20 protein-coding genes are annotated in these 24,250 nt (G+C 60.5%); 11 read left to right on the forward strand and 9 right to left on the reverse strand.

Going from position 1 to position 24,250, the window contains the following annotated elements:
- Positions 1-731: 731 nt before the first annotated feature.
- Positions 732-2,312, reverse strand: coding sequence for an exonuclease domain-containing protein (locus ACX3P0_RS07215; RefSeq protein ID WP_459087575.1), 1,581 nt, complete (start codon positions 2,310-2,312; stop codon positions 732-734).
- A 318-nt stretch (positions 2,313-2,630) separates the two neighbouring features.
- Positions 2,631-2,798 (reverse strand): OST-HTH/LOTUS domain-containing protein, encoded by a 168-nt coding sequence (locus ACX3P0_RS07220; RefSeq protein ID WP_459087577.1) that lies wholly within the window; start codon positions 2,796-2,798, stop codon positions 2,631-2,633.
- 137 nt (positions 2,799-2,935) lie between these two features.
- Between ACX3P0_RS07220 and ACX3P0_RS07225 the strand changes: the two genes are divergently transcribed.
- Positions 2,936-3,661: a hypothetical protein gene (locus ACX3P0_RS07225; RefSeq protein WP_459087579.1), complete on the forward strand. Its 726-nt coding sequence runs from the start codon at positions 2,936-2,938 to the stop codon at positions 3,659-3,661.
- Positions 3,662-3,837: 176 nt separating this feature from the next.
- Here ACX3P0_RS07225 and ACX3P0_RS07230 read toward each other — a convergent pair whose 3' ends face one another.
- Positions 3,838-4,812, reverse strand: a complete 975-nt coding sequence (locus ACX3P0_RS07230) for a hypothetical protein (protein WP_459087580.1) — start codon at positions 4,810-4,812, stop codon at positions 3,838-3,840.
- A gap of 392 nt (positions 4,813-5,204) precedes the next feature.
- On the reverse strand, positions 5,205-7,274 hold the full coding sequence (locus ACX3P0_RS07235; RefSeq protein WP_459087869.1) for an ATP-dependent helicase: 2,070 nt from the start codon (positions 7,272-7,274) through the stop codon (positions 5,205-5,207).
- A 188-nt stretch (positions 7,275-7,462) separates the two neighbouring features.
- Here ACX3P0_RS07235 and ACX3P0_RS07240 point away from each other — a divergent pair, with 188 nt between their 5' ends.
- From ACX3P0_RS07240 to xth, 4 genes are all read left to right on the forward strand, one after another.
- Positions 7,463-8,224, forward strand: coding sequence for an ImuA family protein (locus tag ACX3P0_RS07240; protein WP_459087582.1), 762 nt, complete (start codon positions 7,463-7,465; stop codon positions 8,222-8,224).
- Positions 8,139-9,662, forward strand: a complete 1,524-nt coding sequence (locus tag ACX3P0_RS07245; protein ID WP_459087584.1) for a Y-family DNA polymerase — start codon at positions 8,139-8,141, stop codon at positions 9,660-9,662. The genes ACX3P0_RS07240 and ACX3P0_RS07245 overlap by 86 nt, the downstream gene beginning before the upstream one ends.
- Positions 9,659-12,922, forward strand: a complete 3,264-nt coding sequence (locus ACX3P0_RS07250; RefSeq protein ID WP_459087585.1) for an error-prone DNA polymerase — start codon at positions 9,659-9,661, stop codon at positions 12,920-12,922. The genes ACX3P0_RS07245 and ACX3P0_RS07250 overlap by 4 nt, the downstream gene beginning before the upstream one ends.
- A 149-nt stretch (positions 12,923-13,071) precedes the next feature.
- Positions 13,072-13,845, forward strand: coding sequence for an exodeoxyribonuclease III (xth, locus tag ACX3P0_RS07255; RefSeq protein ID WP_459087587.1), 774 nt, complete (start codon positions 13,072-13,074; stop codon positions 13,843-13,845).
- 7 nt (positions 13,846-13,852) lie between these two features.
- Here the strand turns inward: xth and ACX3P0_RS07260 are convergent, their stop codons facing one another.
- The 3 genes from ACX3P0_RS07260 to ACX3P0_RS07270 form a co-directional block, all read right to left on the reverse strand.
- Positions 13,853-14,323 carry an NUDIX domain-containing protein gene (locus ACX3P0_RS07260; RefSeq protein WP_459087589.1) on the reverse strand — a complete coding sequence of 157 codons (471 nt, stop codon included), beginning with the start codon at positions 14,321-14,323 and terminating at the stop codon, positions 13,853-13,855.
- Between the two features lie 28 nt (positions 14,324-14,351).
- A complete protein-coding gene (locus ACX3P0_RS07265) occupies positions 14,352-14,945 on the reverse strand; it encodes an SOS response-associated peptidase (RefSeq protein WP_459087591.1) in 594 nt (197 codons plus the stop codon).
- A 376-nt stretch (positions 14,946-15,321) separates the two neighbouring features.
- Positions 15,322-16,221 carry a LysR family transcriptional regulator gene (locus ACX3P0_RS07270; protein WP_459087593.1) on the reverse strand — a complete coding sequence of 300 codons (900 nt, stop codon included), beginning with the start codon at positions 16,219-16,221 and terminating at the stop codon, positions 15,322-15,324.
- Positions 16,222-16,334: 113 nt separating this feature from the next.
- Between ACX3P0_RS07270 and ACX3P0_RS07275 the strand changes: the two genes are divergently transcribed.
- The 3 genes from ACX3P0_RS07275 to ACX3P0_RS07285 all read left to right on the forward strand — a co-directional run bounded on the left by ACX3P0_RS07275 (position 16,335) and on the right by ACX3P0_RS07285 (position 19,248).
- Complete coding sequence (locus tag ACX3P0_RS07275) at positions 16,335-17,267, forward strand: VOC family protein (RefSeq protein ID WP_459087595.1); 933 nt, start codon at positions 16,335-16,337, stop codon at positions 17,265-17,267.
- Between the two features lie 58 nt (positions 17,268-17,325).
- Positions 17,326-17,928 (forward strand): alpha/beta hydrolase, encoded by a 603-nt coding sequence (locus ACX3P0_RS07280; RefSeq protein ID WP_459087597.1) that lies wholly within the window; start codon positions 17,326-17,328, stop codon positions 17,926-17,928.
- 252 nt (positions 17,929-18,180) lie between these two features.
- A complete protein-coding gene (locus ACX3P0_RS07285) occupies positions 18,181-19,248 on the forward strand; it encodes a maleylacetate reductase (protein ID WP_459087599.1) in 1,068 nt (355 codons plus the stop codon).
- On the opposite strand, the gene ACX3P0_RS07290 is transcribed toward ACX3P0_RS07285, so the two are convergent.
- A complete protein-coding gene (locus ACX3P0_RS07290; protein WP_459087601.1) occupies positions 19,243-19,812 on the reverse strand; it encodes an NADPH-dependent FMN reductase in 570 nt (189 codons plus the stop codon). The two genes, ACX3P0_RS07285 and ACX3P0_RS07290, sit on opposite strands and share 6 nt — an antisense overlap.
- 174 nt (positions 19,813-19,986) lie before the next feature.
- Here ACX3P0_RS07290 and ACX3P0_RS07295 point away from each other — a divergent pair, with 174 nt between their 5' ends.
- From ACX3P0_RS07295 to ACX3P0_RS07305, 3 genes are all read left to right on the forward strand, one after another.
- Entirely contained in the window at positions 19,987-21,333 is a 1,347-nt protein-coding gene (locus ACX3P0_RS07295) for a PQQ-dependent sugar dehydrogenase (protein ID WP_459087603.1), read from the forward strand.
- 165 nt (positions 21,334-21,498) lie between these two features.
- Positions 21,499-22,491, forward strand: a complete 993-nt coding sequence (locus tag ACX3P0_RS07300; protein ID WP_459087604.1) for a DUF5996 family protein — start codon at positions 21,499-21,501, stop codon at positions 22,489-22,491.
- Entirely contained in the window at positions 22,488-23,321 is an 834-nt protein-coding gene (locus tag ACX3P0_RS07305; RefSeq protein WP_459087606.1) for a beta-keto acid cleavage family enzyme, read from the forward strand. Before ACX3P0_RS07300 ends, ACX3P0_RS07305 begins: the two co-directional genes overlap by 4 nt.
- Before the next feature lie 284 nt (positions 23,322-23,605).
- On the opposite strand, the gene ACX3P0_RS07310 is transcribed toward ACX3P0_RS07305, so the two are convergent.
- Positions 23,606-24,178: an NADPH-dependent FMN reductase gene (locus tag ACX3P0_RS07310; RefSeq protein WP_459087608.1), complete on the reverse strand. Its 573-nt coding sequence runs from the start codon at positions 24,176-24,178 to the stop codon at positions 23,606-23,608.
- Positions 24,179-24,250 lie beyond the last annotated feature (72 nt).

Raw genomic sequence — 24,250 nt, forward strand, 5'->3', positions numbered from 1 at the left:
CGACGGATCGCGGGAGCGGCGGGCCTTCGTGGCCGGAGAATCTTCCTTTTATTTCATAGAAAGTTTCAACTTTTTGAATCCTGTAACGCGCCCCAAGAGTCCTGAAAGTTGAAACCGCGAATACGACTCCACATCAGTGTGCGACCATCTGCCGTTGGCGCAACATTGTGTTCCCGGCGCGCTTTCGCGAGAGAGGATACAGTTTTGACCCACCGTTGGGAAGTCTGAACTGGTAGCACCATTTGTGCAGCCCGTTTGTGAGATGCGCTGGACCGTCCGTGCCGGCCAGCAGGATTTGGTAATTGGGACAGGAGCAACCGGCACGCCAGACCCGCCCGTCGTGCTGTGTGATCTGTAATATCATTTTACAGATCGGCGGGACGGGAAAGCTGCCCTTCACATGATCAATGACCTTCGGCAGGGGAGCGCCCAATTTCGGACAACTGAGTTCTAACGATCGATTCCCAAAAGCAGACGCTCTCGGCGGTTGATAAAAAGGTGATTTCCGGGTCATCAGTGATTTTTGTCGATTGAATCTGTGATAGTCCGATTCCCATGGACGAACGCAGTACAGCACTAACAAAATGGTTGGCGGGCCGGTTCAACGATTTCGCGGCCTGTCTGGAAAGTATGAGTCGCCCGGCGGCCACCCAGGGAGCCGGCGGCAATGCGACCAGTTCTGGTCATTCATTGAGACGGACCAGCATCGCAAAAAGCGGCCATTATTATGCTCACCTGTGGCTGGTTCGCATTTCCGAGCCTTCATCACTCCTGATAACACGCACGCGATAGCTGAGATGTCCAAGCTGCTCCACCAACACAATCGACCCGGGAACAACCGCGTTCGCCTCAAAGAACGATCGAATCCAACCGCGTTTACGAAAGAATTTCTTCTTTCCATCGAGATCAGTCTGGACCGGAGATGTACCACCCCATTCCACGACTATCTCGCAAGCAGCGGCACTGTCGCGATTTGGTCCACCGATTGCCTCAGCGGGAAACTTATCGAAGAAGCTGCGTAGATAAATGTGGTTGTGGTCGATATTGCCCTGCGTAACCTCTGATGTCCCTAGTTGGCGCACGGTGTCGGTCGTGGGCGGAACACTATGATCAGGTGCCGACTTCGTGGCTGACGCTGCTGAAGGCTCACGCAGAGTCGGAGGTAGCGGCGGCGCGATGCGGACTGCCCGTTGGATGCACGGAGCAGTGTGCATGTGCGCCTCAGCCTGCAGGACCACCTCTGCTGATGCGCGGGCATCCTCGCCAGCATCGTGATGCGCGAAGCTTAAGCCCAAATGGCTCTTCAATGACGCGAGGCCATGGCCGCCGTTGCCTTTAAGCTCGGGCCAGGCACAACGGGCGACTCGGACGCTGTCCTGCCATGTCCAGGTCGGCAGAGTCAGCCCATCACGGGTGCATGCCGCGGCTATGGCACTCTGATCGAAGGGGGAGTGCTGATAGACGGTCTGGTCCGCCAAGGCATTCTTCAGCATCGGAAACACTTGGTCGAACGTTGGGGCGCCCTGGACTGTTCGCGCGGTGATCCCGTGAATCCTGCTACAAGACCAATCGGTGGTCCGTGGGTCGATATATGTCACCCAGGTCTCTATCGTTTTATCTGGTCGAACACAAGCAACGCCGATCTGGCAAATGCTCGCGCGGTCATAGTTCGCGGTTTCGACATCAAGTGCGAAAAACCTGAATGTGCCTGAAGGAAAATCGGGAGGTGAAAGCCGTATCGGCGACAACGCCCCCGAGGAAGGGACGAAGCCCGAAAAGCGCTGGCGCTGACGCTCGATGGCCGCGAGCCTGTCCTGCCCCCAACCCAACCGGGCAATGGTCGCATCCACCAGATCCACAGGTTCGTCGTAGACCGCCATGGCCCGCCCATTCCAAGCTATGGCATTGGCGGGCGCGATCGCCAGGATTTGGCGTTCCAGCGAAGCAATCTCGAGATCGTCCGAAACCGGCACCCAGACCGCAGCGCAGTGCTCTGCGACGAAGGCATTGCGCAGCGCCTTTGCGTGGGCGGCATCGGGACCCGTTGTAGGGTCATGCCTGTCCCGCCACATGCGGCCAACATTATACATGAGCGAAAAGTAGTGGCTCATCCCCTCGGAACCGGTGCGGTGGCGCTGGTGAATGCGCTCATAAAGGGTCTGACTGGTTGAGCTTGTCGAGCCGATATAGCGCAGGTGGCCGAGATGATCGACCAGCCCGTACACGCCCCTTGCATCCTTCGGCGCTTCGGAGGTCTGACGCGGTTGAAGCTCCAACAGAGTGTCGAGGATCTTTTGGGCGGTGTAATTCATGCTATGTCTGTGCCTCAATTTGTCTAATTGTAGAAGCAGTGATTTCTGCAGGTCACGGTGACGGTGCGCCCTTCATCACCGACGATAGGACCTTAACGGTCAAGCTCTGTGGCGTCTTGACCTGGTCCCTTGGCTTTCCGAATATGCTGTCACGGCTCTCCAATGGGCTATCGGAAAAAGCCCAGACGCGACACAGAAACGTCGTGACTCGAGAAATATCCGCGTCCGAAGGCCGATCCCATCCATGATGGGAAAGAGGCCGCAGGGATCACGACGGTCGCCGCGCCTTGGTTCGCGATTCCCCGAAAGGAGTTGCTTTTACCGGGATACGCATTGTCCGCTTTCGGGGTGATCGACTTCGAACTCGTTCGTCTTTCGCGCAAGATCGCTCAATTTGCGTGAGCCAAAAGTGCGCAGGTCGAAAGCATCTATTGGCCTCGCACAAGGCAGAGACGATCTCCGTTGGCGCGATGTCTTTCGCCGCAACGGTTACGGTGCACCTTCTCGATCATCTTCGGTCCATTTGTTGCTAACGCCGTTTGGCCAAATGACGTAGCGTGCGCCGCAGCAACCAGGGACAATAGCCGCTGATGATAAGACCGGCGAGGATCAGCTCGGACGTCTTGATTAATGAAGGCCTCGGTCCCAGCGATCTGGCGGCAAGCCCGATGTGCGCGAACGGCATGAAATTGTTGATCTACGCCCGTGACAATGAGGGGATCACGCTGACGAAGTCCGGCGGGTTCTTTCGCAAATTCGTCACATGGGCCGCCCATGAGTTTGGTTGGCCGGAGCACGAGCCGGAAAAGCTCTTTGCCGTCAACAAGGTGCTGAACGAGCAGGATTTCTTCCCGCTGGCCGTCATGCACAGCCTATTGCTCTCAACCCGGCTAATCCGTCATTACAAAGGCAAAGCTGTGCTGACAAAAGCCGGGCGGGCGATCATCGGCGACTACGGCGGATTGCAGGCCCTGTTATTCGACGTCTATTTCGCTACACTCGATCTATCGGAATATGAGCGGTTCCCGATCGAACACGAAGATGCAGATCTGCGTCACTACCTTGGTGTCGTCCAGAATCGCCTGGGCGATTGGGTTGTGTTGGCCGATTTCGCAGGGTGGTGCCTGCCGCTCGATATCATCACGATGCCGCGCATCGACCCGGTCACCGATGCCTGCTTTCATCTGATTTCCCGTCTGATACGACCGCTCATCTGGATGGGGCTTCTGGAGCGTCAGCCGGAACAAGACAGGACCCGCATCGAGCAACGATACTACCGAAAGACGACCCTGTTCGACCGCTTTGTCCGGATCGCCTCCTGGCAAGACGGTGGACGGTCAGTTCATTGATGAGGGCGATGGCAGCCTTCCAGCTTCCGTTAATCCGAACTGGACAGTCGCTTTCCTGCCCCGGTGCTGACGGACTGCAACGCGCCCAAAGGTGGCAGTTTGGAAGGCCATAGCAGCTCCGGGTTTGTAAAATGATTTTACAAACCCGGAGCAGGCGACGATATTCGTCGGACCGATCACGAGGCCACGGTGGCCGCCTGTTTCTCTTTGCTGATGGCCCATTTGAGAAGCGGAACCACATGGTCGGAGAGCCAGGGGACCATGTCTGGATTCCACTGGGCCTGGCCACCGAGATCGTACAGCAGTTGGGCCAGATCCCACCATTTGCTGCCCTCTGGGAATTTCATGATGTGAGGCGCGGTAGAGTTGAGCTCGTTCGGTTCGATGAACAGGGCGATGTTTTTTAGTTCGGCGCGCGCGAAGCGAGCAGAACCCTCGATTTTCTTGGCAAGCACACCCTTTAGCACCCGCTTTCCCTGTTCGGCCGGCTTCAATGCCTCTTCGATGTCCCGGATCATCACCGTCAGCCGTTCTGCGAACTCGCCAATCCCCATATCCGCTTTGGCCTTGGCTAGATTGCGAAGCCCGGCGATGCCACCCGTGTTGGCAAGCTCTGTGGTGGTTTTCGGCTTGGCGTTGCCCACGCCTGCAATCGCTCTCACATCGTCGCCAGTCAGCCACAGTCCGGTTTCATATTCCCCTAGGACGTTTTCGACACAGTCCATGTTGGCGGCTAGCACGCCCATCGTAGTCGCCGGTATCCCTATATTTATCATGCGCTCCTTATGGTGTTGCAGCCGTGTCGCGATATTGATCCATGTAGTGGCTCGCTGGCGGCTGACCTTGCATTCGGCCGATACCCATTTGCCAAATGTGCGTTCCTCGATCAGGCCAGCCGCAATATGTAGTTGTTCGCCGAGTGTGAATGTCTGCTCGGTGGTTCTGCGGCCAATGCTCACGATCTCTGAAACGATCTTCAGGAGAGCTTTGACCTTATCGGGTTCTACACCGTGGCTTGCGTAATCGGTGTGGGTCCACCGTCTACCTGTCGATGCTTTTTTCTCCTTCAAGGCTTTGGCGGGCTTGGAGCGAAGTTTCGCGTTTGGCTGTGCGGTGGGCTTCGCTTCCTGACGGTTTTGCTTTTCTTCCATTTCCGTGTCTCCTGCTCTCTTAGTGGAGGAAGACACATAGCCGGTGCCCGGAGCGGCGTCCAAAAAGCCGTCAGGCTAACATATTGATGTCTAAAGGATTCGTCCGCTTTTTTGGCCGATAAATCAAAACCCTTGCAGTGCAACGGGTCCACAAGATTCGTTCAGGAGCGGACAAGGAATCCGGTTGGGCGACGAGTCCTTATTTACATAAAATTTCCAGCGACACTATGACGCGGTGTTTTTCCGCTGCGTGCAGCTGCAGGCCGGTGAACGTCTAAAAATGCCACTGCGGTGGCTGAGTGGGCGGTCGTTGGCAAAACCAAATTGCGCTTTCTATCACCGGCTCTGGCGAACCAAAGGACGACCTCGAGGTCCCGCTCCGGGACGTCGCTCTAGCGCCACATGCCGCGCATCCGCGCACCGACATCGACGCGAACCTGGCGAGCGTCCGGCCTTGTGTTATCGCTGTAGACAATCAACGGCCAACTGCGGGATTCAAATAGAGAGAGAAGCGTCTTGGGAATGAAACGCGTGCGCGACGCATAAACATGCCGATCGCCATAAGCGCTCTGCCCATGGGTGAAGAACCGCTGCGGCGTTACGAGATGCAGGCTATCCTTGGCGCGCGTCATCGCGACATAGAGCAACCGTCGCTCCTCCTCGATGTCGTCCGCCGTTCCGACGCCAAGGTCGGAGGGTATGCAGCCGTCGATGGCGTTGAGGACGAAGACCGATTTCCATTCCTGACCCTTGGCTGAATGGATCGTGGACAAGATAAGATAATCCTCATCGAGATGCGGAACGCCGGACTGATCGCTGGTGGCGTCCGGAGGGTCGAGGGTCAGTTCCGTGAGGAAGCGTTCGCGAGAGGGATAGCCGACCGCGATTTGCTCAAGCTGCAAGAGGTCCGCCTTGCGGATCTCGGCATCCTCATGGATGCGATCGAGATGCGGCTCGTACCAGACGCGAGCGTGCTCGATTTCGGCGGGCCATCCGGCCAGTCCTTTGCGCAAATGCTGTAACACTTCGGCAAATGCGGTCCAATCCTCGCCGCATCGGGGAGGTGAGGGTATTTCGGAAAGGGTTGTGATCGGCTCTGGATCAGCCGCCATCGCGTCGAGCACACGGCTTGCCGTTTGCGGTCCGACACCAGGCAAGAGTTGCATCAACCGGAAACCTGCTACCCGATCACGCGGGTTTTGCACAAACCGCAGCACCGCCAGCATGTCCTTTACGTGGGCGCTGTCGAGGAATTTCAGGCCACCGAATTTGACGAAGGGAATATTGCGGCGCGTCAGTTCCACTTCGAGAGGCCCACTGTGGCTGGAGGTACGGAACAGGACTGCCTGCTGCTTCAGCGCCGTTCCGCTCTCCCGGTTTTCCAGGACCTGTTCGACGATATAGCGCGCCTGGTCGGCCTCGTCCCTGACCGTCACCAGCCGCGGGCGATCAGCGGATTCCCGTTCAGTCCAGAGGTTCTTGGTGAACCGCTCGCGCGACAGGTCGATCACGCTGTTGGCGGCGGCAAGGATCGGCTTGCTCGATCGGTAGTTCCGGTCAAGCGTGATGATCTCGGCGGTCGGGCTGAATTCGCCGGGGAAGTCGAGGATATTGCGCACCGTCGCGGCGCGAAAGGAATAGATCGATTGGGCGTCGTCGCCGACGACAGTCAATCCTCTGCCGCCCGGCTTCAGTGCCATCAGGATCGAGGATTGCAGGCGGTTGGTGTCCTGATATTCGTCGACCAGAACATGATCCCAGCGGCTGCCTATGTCGTCGGCAAGCAGCGGATCACTGACGGCTTGCGCCCAATAGAGAAGCAAATCGTCATAGTCGAGAACGTTCTGGACCTGCTTGGCTTCGACATAGGCGGCGAACAATTCGCGCAACTGCGAACTCCATCCCGAGACCCAAGGAAAGAACGTCCGAAGCACCTCGTCGAGCGGCTTCTCCGAATTTACCGTGCGGGAATAGATGGACAGGCAGGTTCCCTTGGTCGGGAATCGACTTTCCATCTTCGAGAAACCAAGTTCGTGCCGGGCAAGATTCATCAGGTCGGCGCTGTCTTCTCGATCGTGGATGGTAAAATCCGGATCGAGGCCTATCTGCTCGGCATAGTCGCGAAGCAACCGTGCGCCGATGCCATGGAACGTCCCGGCCCAGGCTAGCGCGTCGGCCATGATGCCAGCGTTGGCCCCAAGCACCTGGGCGCAAATCCGCTCGACACGCCTTGCCATTTCGCTCGCGGCGCGGCGTGAGAACGTCATCAGGAGGATGCGCCGAGGGTCAGCACCCCTGACGATCAGGTGCGCGACACGATGGGCCAGCGTATTGGTCTTTCCCGATCCGGCACCCGCGATGACAAGAAGCGGACCGCCAATCGTTGACGGCAAGAGACCCGTTCCATGTTCGACCGCCAGGCGTTGCTCGGTATTTAATTTTTCCAGATAAGCAGCGCCCACGAAACCCTCTATCCATCTGCGATTCCTGATCGATTCGACATTCTTCGCTTTCGCGCTGTCGGTCGACTCGTCCGGTCGCGTCATGCTGGCCGTCCGAGGCGGATTGACTCGTTCTCGTCAACGGAACAAATAAGGAACATATCAACCCGAAAACCCGTTGGGAAGCCAACCAGGAAGTCTTTTTCTGAATGACCGACAACGCCGTCAGTCCCGCCATTAATGAGCTTCGAGAGCGTATCGCGCGGCTCGAGGGCGGAAACGTGCGGGGCCGCGCGGTCATACCTTTCGGGGTTGCGGCCATCGATCGGGTTTTACCCGGGGGAGGGTTGGCGCTGGCAAGCCTGCATGAGGTGGCGGGTGGCGGCAATGGTGCGATCGACGGCGCGGCGGCTGCTTTGTTTGCCGCAGGGATTGCAGGGCGGACAATCGGCAAGGTCTTGTGGTGCGTGACCCGCCAGGACCTGTTCGCGCCGGCTATCGCCCAGGCCGGGCTGCCTCCCGGCAGGGTGATCTACGTAGAGGCGGGCGACGAGAAGGCCGTTCTCGCCTGTTTCGAGGAAGGCCTTCGTCACGGGGGGCTGGGAGCGGTCGTCGCCGAAGTCGCAAAGCTTTCCATGACCGCTTCACGCCGATTGCAACTTGCCGCCGAAAGCTCAGGCGCGATCGGCATCGCCATACGCCGATGGCGGCGACAGACCGACACGACGGATTTCGGCCAGCCCACGGCCTCGGTCACCAGGTGGCGGGTGTCGGTGCTTTCCTCGACCCCGTTGCCAGTGCCGGGCGTTGGACGCGCCCGCTGGCAACTTGAACTGATCCGATGCCGCGCCGGTGAAAGCGCTGATTTCGAAGTGGATGCCTGTGATGCCAAGGGTCGTATCGCTCTTTCTTCCGCTGTGGTCGACAGACCGCATCAGAAGGAAATTGGGCGACGCCGCGCCTCCGCCTGAGACGCCGCTTATCCTGACAGGCCATCATGGAAGACGCCGCGTCGTGCTTGCGGCCAATGCGGCGGCACTGGCGCTTGGTCTGCGCGTCGGCATGCCCGCCAGCAAGGCGCAGGCGCTTGTCCAGAACCTCGCCATCATGGATGCCGAGCCTGCAGCGGATGCCGAGGCGCTGGATCGGCTCGCTTTGTGGGCGCTCCGCCGCTATGCGCCGATCGTCGCCGCCGATCCACCCGATGGTCTGGTCATCGATACGACGGGCGCTGATCATCTTCACGGTGGCGAGAGCGCCATGCTCACCGATATGGTGGAACGGCTCGCTGCGTCCGGCATTACCGCCCGTGCCGCCATCGCCGACAGCTGGGGGGCAGCGCATGCGCTTGCCCGCTTTGGCGCGCTGCCGATCCATGTCGTGCCGCCAGGGGAGAGTACAGCTGCGATCCAGAAATTGCCGATCGCAGCCTTGCGCTTGCCGACAGAGATGGTTGCCAGTCTTCGTCGGCTCGGCCTTGACCACGTTGCCGAGCTCTCCCAAAAACCTCGAGCGCCGCTGACCCTGCGTTTCGGGCCGGAACTTGGCCGTCGGCTCGACCAGGCGATGAGCCGCCTCGGCGAACCGATCGAACCGATCCGGCCGCCTGAAATTATCGAAGTCCGCCGCGCCTTCGGCGAGCCGATCGGGGCCGCCGAGACCATCGCCAAATACACGGCAAGGCTCGTCGCGGAACTTTGTTCATTGCTCGAGGTCAGGGGACATGGCGCGCGGCGTCTCGATCTGCTGCTCTATCGCATCGACAACCGTGTCGAGGCGATCCGTGTCGGTACGGCGCAGCCTGTTCGTGACGTGAAACGGCTGACACGACTTCTCACTGACAAGATCGAGATGATCGATCCAGGCTTCGGAATCGAGCTTATGCGGTTGGCGGCTACCGAAGCCGAACCACTGAAACACAAGCAGACTATTTCTTCATTGATCGAAGCGCCCGAGGCCGATGTCTCCGGTCTGATCGACACGCTCTCGAACCGCATAGGCGAAGAGCGCCTCTATCGCCTTGCACCGATGGCCAGCGACGTTCCGGAACGTTCCGTCAAGCGGATTGCTCCTACCGCACCCGATTGCGACGAAGCCTGGCCGAGCCGCTGGCCGCGGCCGGCACGATTGCTGCCGACGCCGGAATTGATCGAGACCGTGGCACTTCTGCCCGATCATCCACCAGTCACGTTCACATGGCGCGGTATCCGCCGCCGTGTCCGCCGCGCCGACGGTCCCGAACGCATTTTCGGCGAATGGTGGAAACGAGACGCCGAATTGACCGCTGTCCGCGACTATTTCCAGGTCGAGGATGATTCCGGCGAGCGCTTCTGGATCTACCGCGCAGGCGATGGCGAGGATACGGCAACGGGCTCGCACAAATGGTTCCTGCATGGAATCTTCGGATGAGTAGCGTCGTGCGCTATGCGGAATTGCAGGTGACCTCGCATTTTTCCTTCCTGCGAGGCGCAAGCAGTTGCGAGGAATTGTTTTCGCAGGCAGCCGCACTCGGCATCGAGGCGCTGGCCATCGTGGACCGCAACAGTGTCGCTGGTATTGTCCGCGCTCATCAGGCGGCCAAGGAAACCGGGGTGCGCCTGATTGTCGGTTGCCGTCTCGATCTCACCGACGGGCTTTCTGTCCTGGTCTATCCCACCGACCGTCCGGCCTATGCACGGCTTTGCCGATTGCTGTCGCTCGGCAAGGGACGGGGCGGCAAGGGCAAATGCATTCTCGGATGGGATGATGTCGTCGCCTATGGCGAAGGATTGATCGCGGTCCTTGTACCTGACGAAGCCGACGATACCTGCGGCCTGCGACTGAGGCGATTGCGCGAATCCTTCGGCGATCGCGCCTATCTGGCGCTGACGCTTCGGCGGCGGCCGAACGATCAGTTGCGTCTGCATGAGTTGTCGAACCTCGCGACCGCAATGCGCGTGCCGACTGTCGTCACCAACGACGTCCTGTTCCACGCCCCAGTGCGGCGCATGATGCAGGACGTGGTCACCTGCATCCGGCACAATTGCACGATCGACGATGCCGGCTTCCGGCGCGAGCGGCATGCCGATCGATACCTGAAGCCCGGAGAGGAAATGGCGCGCCTGTTTGGCCGCTACCCGGAGGCGCTAGCCCGCACCGTCGAGATCGCGGAACGTTGCCGTTTCTCGCTGGATGAACTCGCCTACCAATACCCCGAAGAAAAGACGATGCCGGGCCTGACGGCGCAACAGGCGCTCGAACACCTGACATGGGAGGGTGCGGCGGAGCGCTATCCCGAGGGCCTTCCCGACAAGGTGAGGGCCTCGCTCATGCACGAATTGCGGCTGATCGAGAAACTTGAATATGCGCCCTACTTCCTGACGGTGAATTCCATCGTCCGCTTTGCCCGATCTCAAGGAATCCTTTGCCAGGGCAGAGGGTCTGCAGCCAACAGCGCCATCTGTTTCGTACTCGGCGTCACCTCGATCGATCCCGACCTCAACGACCTTCTGTTCGAACGGTTTGTCTCCGAAGAGCGGCGCGAGCCGCCCGATATCGACGTCGATTTCGAACACGAGCGGCGCGAAATCGTCATGCAGTGGGTGTTCGAGACCTATGGCCGCGACCATGCCGCACTTTGCTCGACCGTCATCCGCTATCGCTCGAAAGGCGCTCTGCGGGATGTTGGCAAGGCGCTCGGCCTTACCGAGGACCTGATCAAGATGCTGTCCGGCCAGATCTCGTTCTGGTCGAAGGAGGGCGTCGATCCAAAACATGCCGAGGAACTCAATCTCAATCTTGGCGACCGCCGCTTGCGGTTGACGCTTGAACTTGCCCGCGAACTGATCGGCACGCCGCGCCATCTTTCGCAGCATCCGGGAGGATTCGTACTCACCAACGACCGTCTCGATGATCTCGTGCCAATCGAACCGGCGGCGATGAAGGACCGGCAGGTAATCGAGTGGGACAAGGACGATATCGACATCCTGAAATTCATGAAGGTCGATTGTCTGGCGCTCGGCATGCTTTCCTGCATGAAGCGAGGATTCGATCTGCTCTCCGAGCATAAGGGGATCAATCTGGATCTCGCGACTATCCCACCGGAAGATCCGCGCACCTATGCGATGATCCGCAAGGCCGACACGCTCGGGACATTCCAAATCGAATCCCGCGCGCAGATGTCGATGTTGCCGCGGATAAAACCACGCACCTTTTATGATCTGGTCATCGAGGTAGCGATCGTCCGACCCGGCCCGATCCAGGGCGACATGGTACATCCCTATTTGCGCCGTCGCGAAGGAAAGGAAGACATCGTCTATCCCAAGCCAGAACTGGAAAAGGTACTGGGCAAGACGCTCGGCGTGCCACTGTTCCAGGAACAGGCGATGCGGGTCGCCATCGAGTGCGCGGGCTTCACACCGGGGGAGGCCGACCAGTTGCGCCGGGCTATGGCGACGTTCAAGCATACAGGCGGTGTGAGCAAGTTTGGGGAGAAGCTGATCGCCGGGATGATGAAGAATGGCTACGAGCGTGCATTCGCGGAAAAGACTTTCAGCCAGTTGGAAGGATTCGGCTCCTACGGGTTTCCGGAAAGCCATGCTGCGAGCTTCGCGTTGATCGCCTACGCCTCGTCCTGGCTGAAGTGCCACCATCCCGACGTCTTTTGCGCGGCACTCCTCAACGCCCAACCGATGGGATTTTATGCGCCAGCGCAGATCGTCCGCGATGCGATTGCCCACGGTGTCGAGGTCCGTCCTGTCTGCATCAATGTTTCGCGTTGGGATTGCACGCTGGAGCCGACCGAACGGGACGACCGTTTCGCCGTCCGTCTGGGCTTGCGGATGGTCAAGGGCCTGGCCAATGCCGATGCCGCCCGGATTGTTGCCGTTCGCGCAGACCGATCTTTTGCCTCGGTCGACGATCTCTGGCGACGTGCCGGCGTTCCAGCCGCTTTCCTGGTTGAGCTGGCCGAGGCCGATGCCTTTCAGCCATCCTTGAGGCTCGCGCGCCGGGAAGCATTGTGGGCGATCAAAGCACTACGGGACGAGCCGCTGCCCCTGTTTGCCGCCGCATCGATTCGGGACGCCGAAACCGTTGCGGAGATCCACGAACCTGCCGTGGCGTTGCGGCCGATGACAGCCGGCGGCGAGGTGGTCGAGGACTATGGTCATGTCGGGCTGACGCTACGTGACCATCCCGTCAGTTTTCTTCGGGAGGATCTTCGGCGAAGGCGCATTGTTTCGTGCGCAGACGCCATGGCCGCGCGCGACGGCCGTTGGCTGGAGGCTGCAGGCATCGTCCTCGTCCGCCAGCGCCCGGGCTCAGCAAAGGGCGTGATGTTTATCACGGTCGAGGACGAGACCGGGATCGCCAATCTGGTTGTGTGGGAGAAGGTCTTCGAGAAATATCGGCGCGTCGTTTTGTCTTCCGGCATGATTGGCGTCTACGGCCGCATCCAGCGGGAAGGGGACGTCGTGCATCTCGTAGCGCATAAACTGACCGACCTATCGGCAGATCTCGCCAGTGTCGGAGATCGGGATGCCGCGTTTCCGTTGCCGCATGGCCGGGGCGATGAATTCCACCACGGCAGCCTCAGTCTTGATTCACGCTGCGTGCCGAAGCTTGGAAGCATCGGCGATCTCAACGGCGGTATCGAGCAAATCAGGGTGAAGACGCGGGATTTCCGATAATCGGCGGGACGGCGCACATCGCGCGGCATGAGGATGCGTCTTTATTCGATCACGCCGCAGACATTGCCCACGATGAAAGCCTGGCCGAACCCAATGCTCGGCTTATGTAGAAGACGAAAGGGACACTCCATGAAATCCGGTTTGCCCAGTTGAAGATCGCCAGTTTCAACGTCAATGGCGTGAACGGCCGTTTGCCCGTTCTCGTGCGATGGCTTCAGGAAGCGCACCCCGATGTCGTTTGTCTTCAGGAACTGAAATCGCCGGACGATCGCTTTCCGGTCCAAGAAATCGAGAAGGCGGGATACGGTGCAATATGGCACGGACAGAAAAGCTGGAACGGCGTTGCCATCCTTTCGCGGGGGAAGGAACCGATCGAAACGCGCCGGGGCTTGCCAGGGGACTTCGATGACAGTCACAGCCGCTATCTCGAAGCGGCCATCGACGGAATGATCGTTGCCTGCCTTTACCTTCCGAACGGCAATCCTGCACCGGGCCCGAAATTCGATTACAAGCTCCGCTGGTTCCAGCGGCTGTCGGAACACGCAGCCTCGCTCCTCGCACTGGACATACCCGTCATCCTCGCCGGCGATTACAATGTCATGCCGACGGATCTGGATGTCTACGCGCCCGATCGCTGGCGTGACGACGCGCTGTTTCGGCCGGAGGTGCGTGCCGCATATCACGATCTTGTTGCGCAAGGCTGGACAGATGCGCTTCGCCACCTTCACCCGGACCAGCGCATCTATACCTTCTGGAAATATTTGAGGAACGCGTTTGCGCGCGACGCGGGCCTGCGGATCGACCATTTTCTTCTTAGTCCAGTGGTCACTCGTCGGCTGAAGGCAGCAGGAGTAGACAAGGAGGTGCGCGGATGGGAGCACGCCAGCGATCACGCCCCTGTATGGATCGAATTATCGAAATAGCCGAGCATCAACGCCCCACCCGTCGGAGCGCGAAGTCCGACAAAATGGGCTTTTGACCTTCCAGGATTTTGCCGTCTGCATCGCCTCGGCCGAACCAGCCAGCGCGATCCACTTCGGGAAACTCTTTCATCTGGCCGGACCGGGGCGGCCATTCCAGTAAGAACGTATTGCTGGTGATCGCTGTCGGATCGATGTCGATGTCAGCCTCGACCGACCAGGCGATGACGACTTTTCCACCGCGCTGCTTGTATTCGCCAAGCCGCTCGAAGCGACCATGAATCCGTGTTCCAATTTCTTCTTCGACCTCGCGCTGCGCGGCCGCCAATTCGTCTTCGCCGTCGTCGACGAGTCCTTTCGGTACGGACCACACCCCCGCATCCTTCTTCGCCCAGAACGGTCCCCCGGGATGGACGAGCAGCACCTGGAGTTCCGCCCCTGTTCGCCGAAAGATCAACAGTCCCGCACTGCGCTTTGCCATGTCGAATCCCAGAGCCCGCCGGTGGTCGCTAGTCAGAGCCCGGTCGCACAGTCTGAACCTCAAGCGATCCCGCGGGAAGCGGCCTGAGAAGTTCAGCTTCAGGTTTCGTAAGATAAACCCAGGATGCCCAATCCCCGGGCCGCAATACGACGACCTGCCGATTGTGATACGGATCCACATCCGGCCCAGGTTCCGTCGTCAGCATTGCGAAGGATGGAGGCTGGTTACCCTGGCCGTCACGCCAAAGGCCAGCGATCGCCATGAAGGGAGCATTTTTAAGCGTGAATCTGTGCTTGGCCTTCGGATATTTCTTTCCCGTGAATTCAAAGAAAGCGCTTGCAGGAATGAGGCAGCGATTGCTTTCTCCGAACCTTCGCCCTTCAGAGCGGAAATTGAAAATCAGACCGCCTTTTGGATTTGCCGGGGGGAAGCCGAAACGCATTGATGCGAGTTCGATCATGCTATCCACGCCTCGCATAATGGGGCCGAAGTCACCGATCTTGATGTCGTCGGCCGTAGGCAAGTTCAGTTCGCTTTGTTGCGCCGGAATCTGGAGTTCCAACTGCCGCATAAGCTCGCGATATTCGCCCCAAGCGATGTGTTGTTCGTAGTCGTTGCACATTCTGGCAAGATAGGGTGGACAACCACGGCTGACGAGAGGTCACGCGAGGTCTACCGAATCTGGGGCCCAGGGTCGTCATCGAGTGGCTGCTTATCGGTAACTTCGTCCCGAAAGTGGATAGGCAATTCTCGACCCCGAAGCCGCCTGTCAGTAACGCGCCTCATGTCGGTCATTCACTGAGCTTGCGCGGGATTCCAGAAGCGGTCGTTCGTCCAGGCAAAGCGCGCCGACGGAGTCCGCCGTGCCGATCCCGCGATCGCCTAACGTGGTGGATGTCATTCCTGACCATGGCAATCGCCCGATCGGTTTCCTGCCGGCAAGACACAGCACAGAGTCGGCGGACGGCATCCCTTCCGTTCATGAGGACGGTTGCGGCTCACAGAGGTCGGGTATCTTTGACGTATTGCTCGAAGAAGTCCGAGAACGTAGCGACCCGCAGCGGCAGCTGCGCATAAGGCGGATAGTAGAGCGTCAGCCAGATCTCTGGAGCAGACCAGTCCGGCAGAACCTCCACGAGACGGTCCGACTGCATGTCCTCTTCGACGATGAAACGCGGCAGGAGGGCGATTCCCTCACTGTTCATGACAAGGCGTACAAGGAAGTCGCCATTGTTGGCGCTGAAGCTGCCTTCCGCCCTGTGGCTGCGGCGGCTTGCGCCCCTCGAGAGCTCCCACGTCTCGATGGCTGCGTCCTGGCTGTAGCTGAGGCACTTGTATCCAGAGAGGTCCTCGGGCTTCTCAGGCGCTCCGCGCTGCGCGAGGTAAGCGGGCGAAGCAACGAGCGAGCGCGGCACCATGCACACCTTTCTCCAGATCGTTGACTTGTCGGAGGGCGGACCGGATATGCGGATCGCGAGGTCGTAGTCGTCTTCCACGATATCGACGAAACTGTCGGAGAGCGTCAGCGCGACGTGCGTTTGGGGGTAGAGCGTCGCAAATTGCGACAGGACTGCGGGAAGCACCTTCAACCCCAAGGACATCGGCGCGCTGACGCGGATCAGGCCCGACGTGATCCCCTGCGCCTCCATCGTCTCGGAAGCGGCTTCGGCAATTCCCTCCACCAACGGAGAGACGCGCGCGGCATAGACTGCGCCCGCGGAGGTGAGCGACACCTGGCGTGTCGTCCGCAGGAGAAGCTGCACCCCCAGCCTCTGCTCCAGCGCCGCCACCGACCGCGTCACGGAAGCCGGCGTCATGCCTAGCTGACGCGCCGCCCCGGCGAAGCTGCGCTGTTCTGCGACCGCCAGGAAGACCCGAAGGGATTCAAGCTCGCCCATTCTTCACCATTGTCAGGTTTGCAATAATGTATGGCGGATTATGTCTATTCTGTCGCGGGGTGGCAAACCCTATCTTCTGGGTAACGAAACCCCGAATGCGAGGAGAGACAGAAATGCTCAGCCAGATTCAAGGACTGCACCACGTCACGTCGATGGCCGCAGATGCCCAGCAGAACAACGACTTCTTTACCAAGCTGCTCGGCCTGCGTCGGGTCAAGAAGACCGTCAATTTCGACTCTCCCGACGTCTATCATCTCTACTATGGCGACGAGATTGGGTCCGCAGGCACGATCATGACCTACTTTCCATTCCCCAACATCGTGAAGGGGCACAGGGGAGCTGGCGAGGCTTCCGAGACCGTCTTTGCCGTGCCGCGCGGCACACTCGGCTACTGGAAGGAGCGTTTCGCCGCGCAGGGCGTTTCCGGGTTGGAAGAGCAAGAACGCTTCGGCGAGAAGCGGCTGCGTTTCTTCGGGCCTGACGGCGATGGCTTCGCGCTTGCCGAGGTTGATGGCGACGATCGGAAGCCCTTCGATGGCGGGCTGGTGCCGGAGAGCGTTGGCGTGCACGGTTTTCACGGCGTCACCATGCGGCTTCGTGACGGCGGCGCTACGGGAGAGTTGCTGAAGTACATGGGCTATGAGGAAGTCGACCACCAGGGAGCACTGACCCGGCTGGCCATGCCTGGCGGCAATGGTGCCGACTTCATCGACCTCGAGGTGCTGTCTGGGGCGGCCCCTGCCCGTCAGGGCGCAGGCTCCGTCCATCACGTCGCCTTCGCTGTGAAGGACCGCGCGGCCCAGCTCGAAGTTCGGAAGGCGCTGATCGACACGGGCTACAATGTCACCCCGGTGATAGACCGCGACTACTTCTGGGCGATCTACTTCCGCACGCCGGGCGGCGTGCTCTTCGAGGTGGCGACTAACGAGCCGGGCTTCGACGTTGACGAGGACACCGCGCATCTCGGCGAGGCGCTAAAGATTCCCGCCAAGCACGAGCATTTGCGTCCCCGGATCGAAGAGGTCCTGACACCGATCGCAAGCTAAAGCTTAAATGAAACCGCCGCGTTGATGCGGCGGTTTCACGTCTCAAAGGATTCTAACAATGCCGAAATCAGCCTATCAGCACATCGCAAAGCCGCCTGCCCAAGGTGCCCCGTTGGTATTCACCTTCCATGGCACGGGAGGCGACGAGCAACAGTTCCCCGGCCTGGTCGGACAGTTCCTCCCCGAAGCGGGCATCGTCTCGCCACGCGGGGACGTGTCGGAATACGGCGCTGCCCGTTTCTTCCGACGGACGGGCGAAGGCGTCTACGACATGGATGACCTGGCAGCACGAACGCAGAAGATGAAGGGGTTCATTCAGGCCCACAAGGATTCGCATCCTGGTGCACGCGTCTATGGGCTGGGTTACTCCAACGGAGGCAACATCCTCGCCTCCGTCGTCTTCGAAGCGCCGGAACTCTTCGAGCGGGTGGTGCTGATGCACCCGCTGATTCCGTGGACGCCGAAGCCCAATCCTGCCCTGAAATCATTGTCGGTGCTGGTCACGGCCGGGCAGCGCGATCCGATCTGTCCCTTGCCGATGACGCAGTCGCTGGTTGCCTGGCTGGAAGCGCAGGGCGCAGCCGTGGAACTCGCGCTGCATGGCGGCGGCCACGAACTACGGCAAGAAGAATTCGCCGCGATTACGAAGTTCTTGAACTAAATACCTGGAGCACTGGTCACGTGATCAGGGCAGAGCATCGGCGATGCACTTCGCTCTGAGATGCAGCGTCGTGTTTACCAGCTCCTGGTTGAAGTAACCCATCAGCCCAGCGACACCGCCTGCGCCGCCTGGGGCTATGGCGGTCCGGTGGGACTCCAACGGACGGCGCGCTATGTTGGTGCAATGAGGTGCGCTCCCGTAGAACGTTCTATCCTTATGCCGCTGTCCCGGAATGGTCGGAAAGGAGCTCCCATGCAAGTGTTCATCTACGAGCCGCTCCCTGCCCGCGTCGTGTTCAGAGCGGGAGCCAGGCATCAGCTCAGGGAAGAGGTCGAGCGGCTTGGGGGCCGCCGAGCCATCGTACTCAGCACGCCAGGACGTGGGGAACGCCTCGCCGCAGACATCGCCGGGCATCTCGGCTCACTCAGCGCTGGCATATGCCCCGAAGCCGTCATGCACACGCCCGTCGAAGCGACCGAGCGCGCGCTCGCCGCCGTTCGGGAAAACGGGGCGGATATCCTCGTCGCGGTTGGAGGGGGTTCCGCTATCGGCCTGTCCAAGTCGCTCGCCCTCCGCACAGACCTGCCGCAGATCGTGTTGCCGACGACCTATGCCGGGTCCGAGATGACTCCGGTGCTTGGAGAAACGCTCGAAGGACGCAAGACCACCCAGCGTACTCCGAAGGTCCTGCCTGAGACGGTGATCTACGACATCGACCTCACACTGACGCTCCCGGCGAAGATCTCTGCCACGTCAGGGATGAACGCCATCGCGCACGCGGTCGAGGCGCTCTACGCGACAGATGGCAACCCCGTCCTGTCGCTCATGGCTGAAGAGGGCATTGCCAGGATGGCGAGCGCGCTCCCGAGGATTACTGCTGACCTCGCCGACGCGGAAGCCAGAGCGGATGCCCTGTACGGCGCATTTCTTTGCGGCAGCGTGCTCGGGGCGACCACGATGGCGCTGCACCACAAGCTCGCCCATATCCTGGGCGGCATGTTCGATTTGCCCCATGCGGAAACGCATGCGGCCCTTCTGCCGCATACAGCCGCTTACAACGCGCCCGCGGCACTGGATGCCATGGAGCGCGTCGCACGAGCGCTTCGCGTATCGGATGCCCCGCATGGCCTTTTCAATCTGACCCGGTCCCTTGGCGGGGTGATGACGCTCCGCGATCTCGGCATGCCCGAGGACGGGATCGGACCCGCCGTCGAGGAAGCGCTGGCTGATCCTTACTGGAACCCGCGCCCCCTCGATGCACATGGTCTCAAGCACTTGCTGGAACGAGCGTGGAGCGGCGAGGCCCCACTCCTGTCATGACTGCCGCTTGCTGTGCCCCTGCTCGCAATGAGCCGCGAAACCTTCCAGGAACCGCTGCAGCCTTGTCCGGGTCTGCTCGTCCGTCAGCTCGCCATCGTCGCTGAAGAGGCCGCCTGCCTGTGCGACCATCAAACGGCCTCCGGTCCACAAATCCGCTCCGAGCGTACGCATCACGGGCAACCATGCGTTCTGGCTCAGGATCGTTCCGAACCTCCCGGGCGACGCGCCGATAATCGCCACGGGTTTCCCGCCCCAGACCCGCTTGATGTCCGAGCCTGGACGGGTGAGCCAGTCCACCGTGTTCTTGAGCACTCCCGGCATGGAGTTGTTGTATTCGGGCGTTACGATGAGCAGCCCGTCGGCCACCGCGATCGCGTCCTTGAGTTCAGCTACGGCAGGCGGGATACCTTCGGCAGCCTCGACGTCGCCGTTGTAGAGCGGAATTCCGGCGATCGACCGGATGTCTAGCTTTGTGCCGTCTGGCATAAAGCCAGCTGCTGCCCTCAGCAGCGCTGAGTTGTAGGAGCCTTGCCTCAGGCTTCCGGATATTCCGATCAGTTGCATGGCCATCCTTCCGCTTTCTATGCGTCCCTCCAATTAGAGAGCGGAAAGGGCTGTGTCACCAAGGACTCTTCCAACGGGACGCTAAAGGTGGGTGCCCGGAACTTCTACGGAGGTTACGAGTTTCGCTCGATTGCTGTCCGGGCAACCTGGCAGCGTGTTTGGGAGGAATAAACAATGCGCAGATTGCCGATACTGCTTGCTCTCCCGCTGGCCATCGTGGCCTGGACACCCCTGCAGGCGCAGGAGGTGCTGACGGGCAAGGCCGCCTTCGGAACCTGGGAACCTGACTCTCCCGGTGTGCGTCGCCACATCACGGCCGCCGACTTGCCGCCGCCCAGCCTTGCGGACAATGACCCCGAGGCGCCGGATTTCGAAAACATGGCCACCGTGGTCCCCGCGCCTGACGGAGTGATGCCAAAAGTTCCCGAGGGGTTCAAAGTCGAGGTGTTCGCCAGCGGCCTGAACCAGCCCCGCGTCCTCCGGACCGCTCCCAACGGCGACATCTTCGTGGCTGAAACGGGAAGCGGACGGGTGCTGGTCTTTGCCGCCGACGCATCGGGCAAAACCAAACCCGAGACATTCTCCGAGGGGCTCGACCGACCGTTCGGCATGGCCTTTTTCCCGCCCGCCGAGCCGACGTACGTCTATGTGGCATCGGCTGACAAGGTCGTGCGCTATCCATACAAGCCTGGTGATCGCAAGGCTGGCGGCGCGGCCGAAACCATCATCGCGGACATCCCGACCGTTCGGCACTGGACCCGCGACCTTGCGGTTTCACCCGACGGGCAGCGTCTTTATGTGTCGATTGGATCCGCTTCGAACGTCGCTGGCGCGATGCCGAAGATGAGCGAGGAGCAAATCAAGGCAAATGAAGAGACGCATGGCCTTGGCGCTGCCTGGGGCGATGAAGAGAACCGGGCGGTGGTTCGCGTCTTCGATCCGGAAGGCCAGAGCATCCGCAATTTCGCAACAGGGCTGCGGAACTGCTCGGGCATGACCATCCAGCCTGGTACCGACACGCTGTGGTGTACTGGTAACGAGCGCGACCACATCGGCCCCAATCTGGTGCCAGACTACCTGACCAGCGTTCAGGAGGGTGGGTTCTACGGCTGGCCATGGTACTATACTGGCGGCAACGAGGACCCGGCGCATTCCGGCGAGCGCCCCGATCTCAAGGACAAGGTTCTCGTTCCTGACGTGCTGCTGCAGCCGCATTCGTCCACCATGCAGATTGCCTTCTACGAGGAAAATCAATTTCCCGAGGAGTATCGCGGCGATGCCTTTGCGACGATGCGCGGGTCCTGGAACCGTGAACTGCGCACTGGGTACAAGGTCGTCCGCGCCCTGTTCGAAAACGGAAAGCCGACTGGTGTCTACGAAGACTTCATGACTGGCTTTGTGCTCGACAACGCCAAGGTCTGGGGTCGCCCGACCGGGATTGCCGTCGCACAGGACGGTTCCCTGCTCGTGAGCGACGACACCAACGGCACGATCTTCCGTGTCACGGCAGGAAAGCCATAATCCGCTCCTGACGAATCGAGTCCCTGACCGGGGCTGGACTGAGAAGCCCTGCTCTGGTCAGATGGGGTGCAAGTAGGAGCCCTCGACAATCGAGGCTGTCGGCAAGGTAGCCGGGAGACGTGGCCCAATAGAGATGCTCCGGGCACCACGAACAAGGAGATCGGTTTGGCAGGAAGCCTTCCCGCGGTGCCATGGCCCTCGATCCCTTATGCCGAATGGCGCGAGACCTGCACGGCGCTGCACCTGTGGTCCCAGATCCTCGGCAAATACCGTCTCGCCCACACACCCTGGGTCAACCACTCGTGGCACGCGACGCTCTATGTCACGCCACGCGGGCTGACTACTGGTCCGGTTCCCGACGTGGGAGGCCTCATCACCATCAGCCTGGATTTCTGCGACCAACTCCTGGTGGCCGAGGCGGAGGGAGGCGCAAGGGCGACCTTCCCGCTGGGGCCGATGAGCGTTGCGGAATTCTTCGACCGGACCGCCCATGCGATCAGGTCCGTCGGTGGACAGGCATTGATGCACGGCGCTCCCAACGAGATCGTCGACCCGGTTCCGTTCGCGCAGGACGAAGTGGGGAGGCCCTACGACATGGAAGCGGTGCAGCGCTTCCATCAGGCCCTTGTACGTATCGCGCGCGTGTTCCAGGGGTTCAGGACGAGCTTCCTCGGCAAGGTCTCGCCCGTGCATCTCTTCTGGGGATCGTTCGACCTGGCGGTCACGCGCTTTTCCGGGCGAGACGCACCCTTGCATCCCGGAGGCGTGCCGGGTCTTCCTGACACCGTCTCGCGGGAAGCTTACAGCCACGAAGTGTCGTCGGCAGGGTTCTGGCCGGGCGGCTCCGGAGTCGACGAGGCGATGTTCTATTCCTACGCCTATCCTGCGCCAGTCGGCTTCAGCGAGCGGAACGTGGAGCCCCAGGAGGCTCGGTTCGACAAGACGCTCGGCGAGTTCCTCCTCCCCTACGAGGCCGTGCGGCGGAGCGCTGATCCGGAGCGTACGCTGATGCGCTTCCTTGAATCGACATATAGCGCTGCCGCGGACGCAGGCAGCTGGCCCCGGAGTTCGCTGGAATGCGAGCCGGGCAGGCCGGGGATTCCAAGACAGGTGAAGGCAGCACCGCCCGCCGTCGGGAGGACGGGAGAACTGGCGTGACAACACCATGCATCATCTGCGTTGCCATCACCGGGTCTCTTCCGCAGAAGTCAGATAGCCCAGCCGTTCCCATTTCCGTGGCGGAACAGGTCGAGAGCACGCAGGAGGCCTTCGAGATCGGCGCTTCGATTGTGCACTGCCACGTCCGCGATGATGAAGGCCAGCCCAGTTCGGACCCGGCAAGGTTCGGGCGCCTGCAGGAAGGCATCCGGAAGCATTGTCCCGGCATGATCATCCAGTTTTCCACGGGCGGCCGATCCGGTACGGGAAGCGAACGTGGGGGCATGCTGCCCCTGCGGCCGGACATGGCCTCGCTCGCCGTAGGATCGAACAACTTTCCCATGCGGGTTTACGAAAATCCTCCCGAACTCGTCGACTGGCTGACCGGACAGATGATGGTCCATGACGTCAAGCCGGAGATCGAGGTGTTCGATCTCAGCCACCTGTTCAAGGCAGCCGAGATGGTCCGGGACGGCAAGATAAAGGGTGCGCCCTACGTCCAGTTCGTCATGGGCGTGAGGAATGCGATGCCTGCCGATCGTGAGGTCTTCGATTTCTATGTCAGAACGACACGGCGCCTCCTGCCCAGCGCGCTATGGTGCGGCGCCGGAATAGGGCGGCACCAGGTCGAACTCAACGAGTGGTGCATTGCTGCAGGCGGACACGTGCGCACCGGACTCGAGGACAACGTGAGGCTCGACCGAAATACGCTTGCTCCCTCCAACGCCGCCCTTGTGCGCCGCGCAACGGAGCTGTGCGAGCGCCATGCACGCCCGGTGGCGACTTGGGAGGAAGCGCGGATGATGCTTGGACTGAGGCGGACTGCCTGACCCCGCTGGGTTCAGGTTACTCTCACGGCCGAGGACCGCTTCCGGCATGTATGCGGGTCGCCCACGATGCCGTCGACGTGCCCCTGCCGCCAAGGGCACGCATCTGCACGGCTTACTTCTTGGGAGTGATCTCAGCAGGTATATACCGCGAAATTTCAAAGCCCGCGGTGACCTGACACATTGTCGGCTTGGTCCAGCTCTTCTTCATGGTCTTTCTCCTTCTGCCAGCCCACAGGGGCCGATCTCTATGCCCAGCGACGGGTCATCTCGCAACTCGGGGTCACTCAAGCGTCCTTCGGCAGCACCGAGCGAACTCTTGCGATGAAGACATGAAAGTCCTCCATGAAAGTGCGCAGGAACTCGGCGGTGCTGTCGTTCGTGACTTCACCGTCATCAGTAATCAGCCCCGGCGTGAACTGGATATAGGCTTCCGGGGCGTTCATCTGGGGTGAGTTGCAGAAACTGAGGACGCTGCGCAAATTCTGCTGTGCGACGGCGGTGCCGATCGCGCCCGGCGACGTGCCTATTACCGCTGACGGCTTACGCGTGAACGAGTTGGTGCCGTAGGGCCGGCTTGCCCAGTCGATCGCATTCTTCAGCCCGCCGGGTATCGAGCGGTTGTATTCGGGCATGACGAACAGCACGGCATCGACGGCAGCGATGGCTGCCTTGAATGCCTTGCCAGTTGGAGGATAGTCCGCGTCATAGTCGTAGCTGTAAAGCGGCAAATCTTTGAAGGAAATTTCCGACATTTCAAGTTCGGGTGGGGCCAGCCGCACCAGCGCCTGGGCGAGTTTGCGGTTGATCGAGCCCTTGGCGAGGCTGCCAATGAAATAGCCAACTTTGTGGGTGGTCATTGCGGTATGCTCCTGTTGTCGCAACGGTTGCTCAGCTATTGGAGATGCGACGAGCGCCAACGTTACTCTTTG

The organism is Mesorhizobium sp. A556 (assembly GCF_054489545.1).

Bases quoted from the DNA above. Each gene is read 5' to 3' on its own strand.
- ACX3P0_RS07215 (WP_459087575.1), bottom strand. From the start codon at position 2,312: ATGAATTACACCGCCCAAAAGATCCTCGACACTCTGTTGGAGCTTCAA.
- ACX3P0_RS07230 (WP_459087580.1), bottom strand. From the start codon at position 4,812: ATGGAAGAAAAGCAAAACCGTCAGGAAGCGAAGCCCACCGCACAGCCA.
- ACX3P0_RS07240 (WP_459087582.1), top strand. From the start codon at position 7,463: ATGACCGACAACGCCGTCAGTCCCGCCATTAATGAGCTTCGAGAGCGT.
- ACX3P0_RS07245 (WP_459087584.1), top strand. From the start codon at position 8,139: ATGCCAAGGGTCGTATCGCTCTTTCTTCCGCTGTGGTCGACAGACCGC.
- ACX3P0_RS07250 (WP_459087585.1), top strand. From the start codon at position 9,659: ATGAGTAGCGTCGTGCGCTATGCGGAATTGCAGGTGACCTCGCATTTT.
- ACX3P0_RS07260 (WP_459087589.1), bottom strand. From the start codon at position 14,323: ATGGCAAAGCGCAGTGCGGGACTGTTGATCTTTCGGCGAACAGGGGCG.
- ACX3P0_RS07265 (WP_459087591.1), bottom strand. From the start codon at position 14,945: ATGTGCAACGACTACGAACAACACATCGCTTGGGGCGAATATCGCGAG.
- ACX3P0_RS07270 (WP_459087593.1), bottom strand. From the start codon at position 16,221: ATGGGCGAGCTTGAATCCCTTCGGGTCTTCCTGGCGGTCGCAGAACAG.
- ACX3P0_RS07275 (WP_459087595.1), top strand. From the start codon at position 16,335: ATGCTCAGCCAGATTCAAGGACTGCACCACGTCACGTCGATGGCCGCA.
- ACX3P0_RS07280 (WP_459087597.1), top strand. From the start codon at position 17,326: ATGCCGAAATCAGCCTATCAGCACATCGCAAAGCCGCCTGCCCAAGGT.
- ACX3P0_RS07285 (WP_459087599.1), top strand. From the start codon at position 18,181: ATGCAAGTGTTCATCTACGAGCCGCTCCCTGCCCGCGTCGTGTTCAGA.
- ACX3P0_RS07290 (WP_459087601.1), bottom strand. From the start codon at position 19,812: ATGCAACTGATCGGAATATCCGGAAGCCTGAGGCAAGGCTCCTACAAC.
- ACX3P0_RS07295 (WP_459087603.1), top strand. From the start codon at position 19,987: ATGCGCAGATTGCCGATACTGCTTGCTCTCCCGCTGGCCATCGTGGCC.
- ACX3P0_RS07310 (WP_459087608.1), bottom strand. From the start codon at position 24,178: ATGACCACCCACAAAGTTGGCTATTTCATTGGCAGCCTCGCCAAGGGC.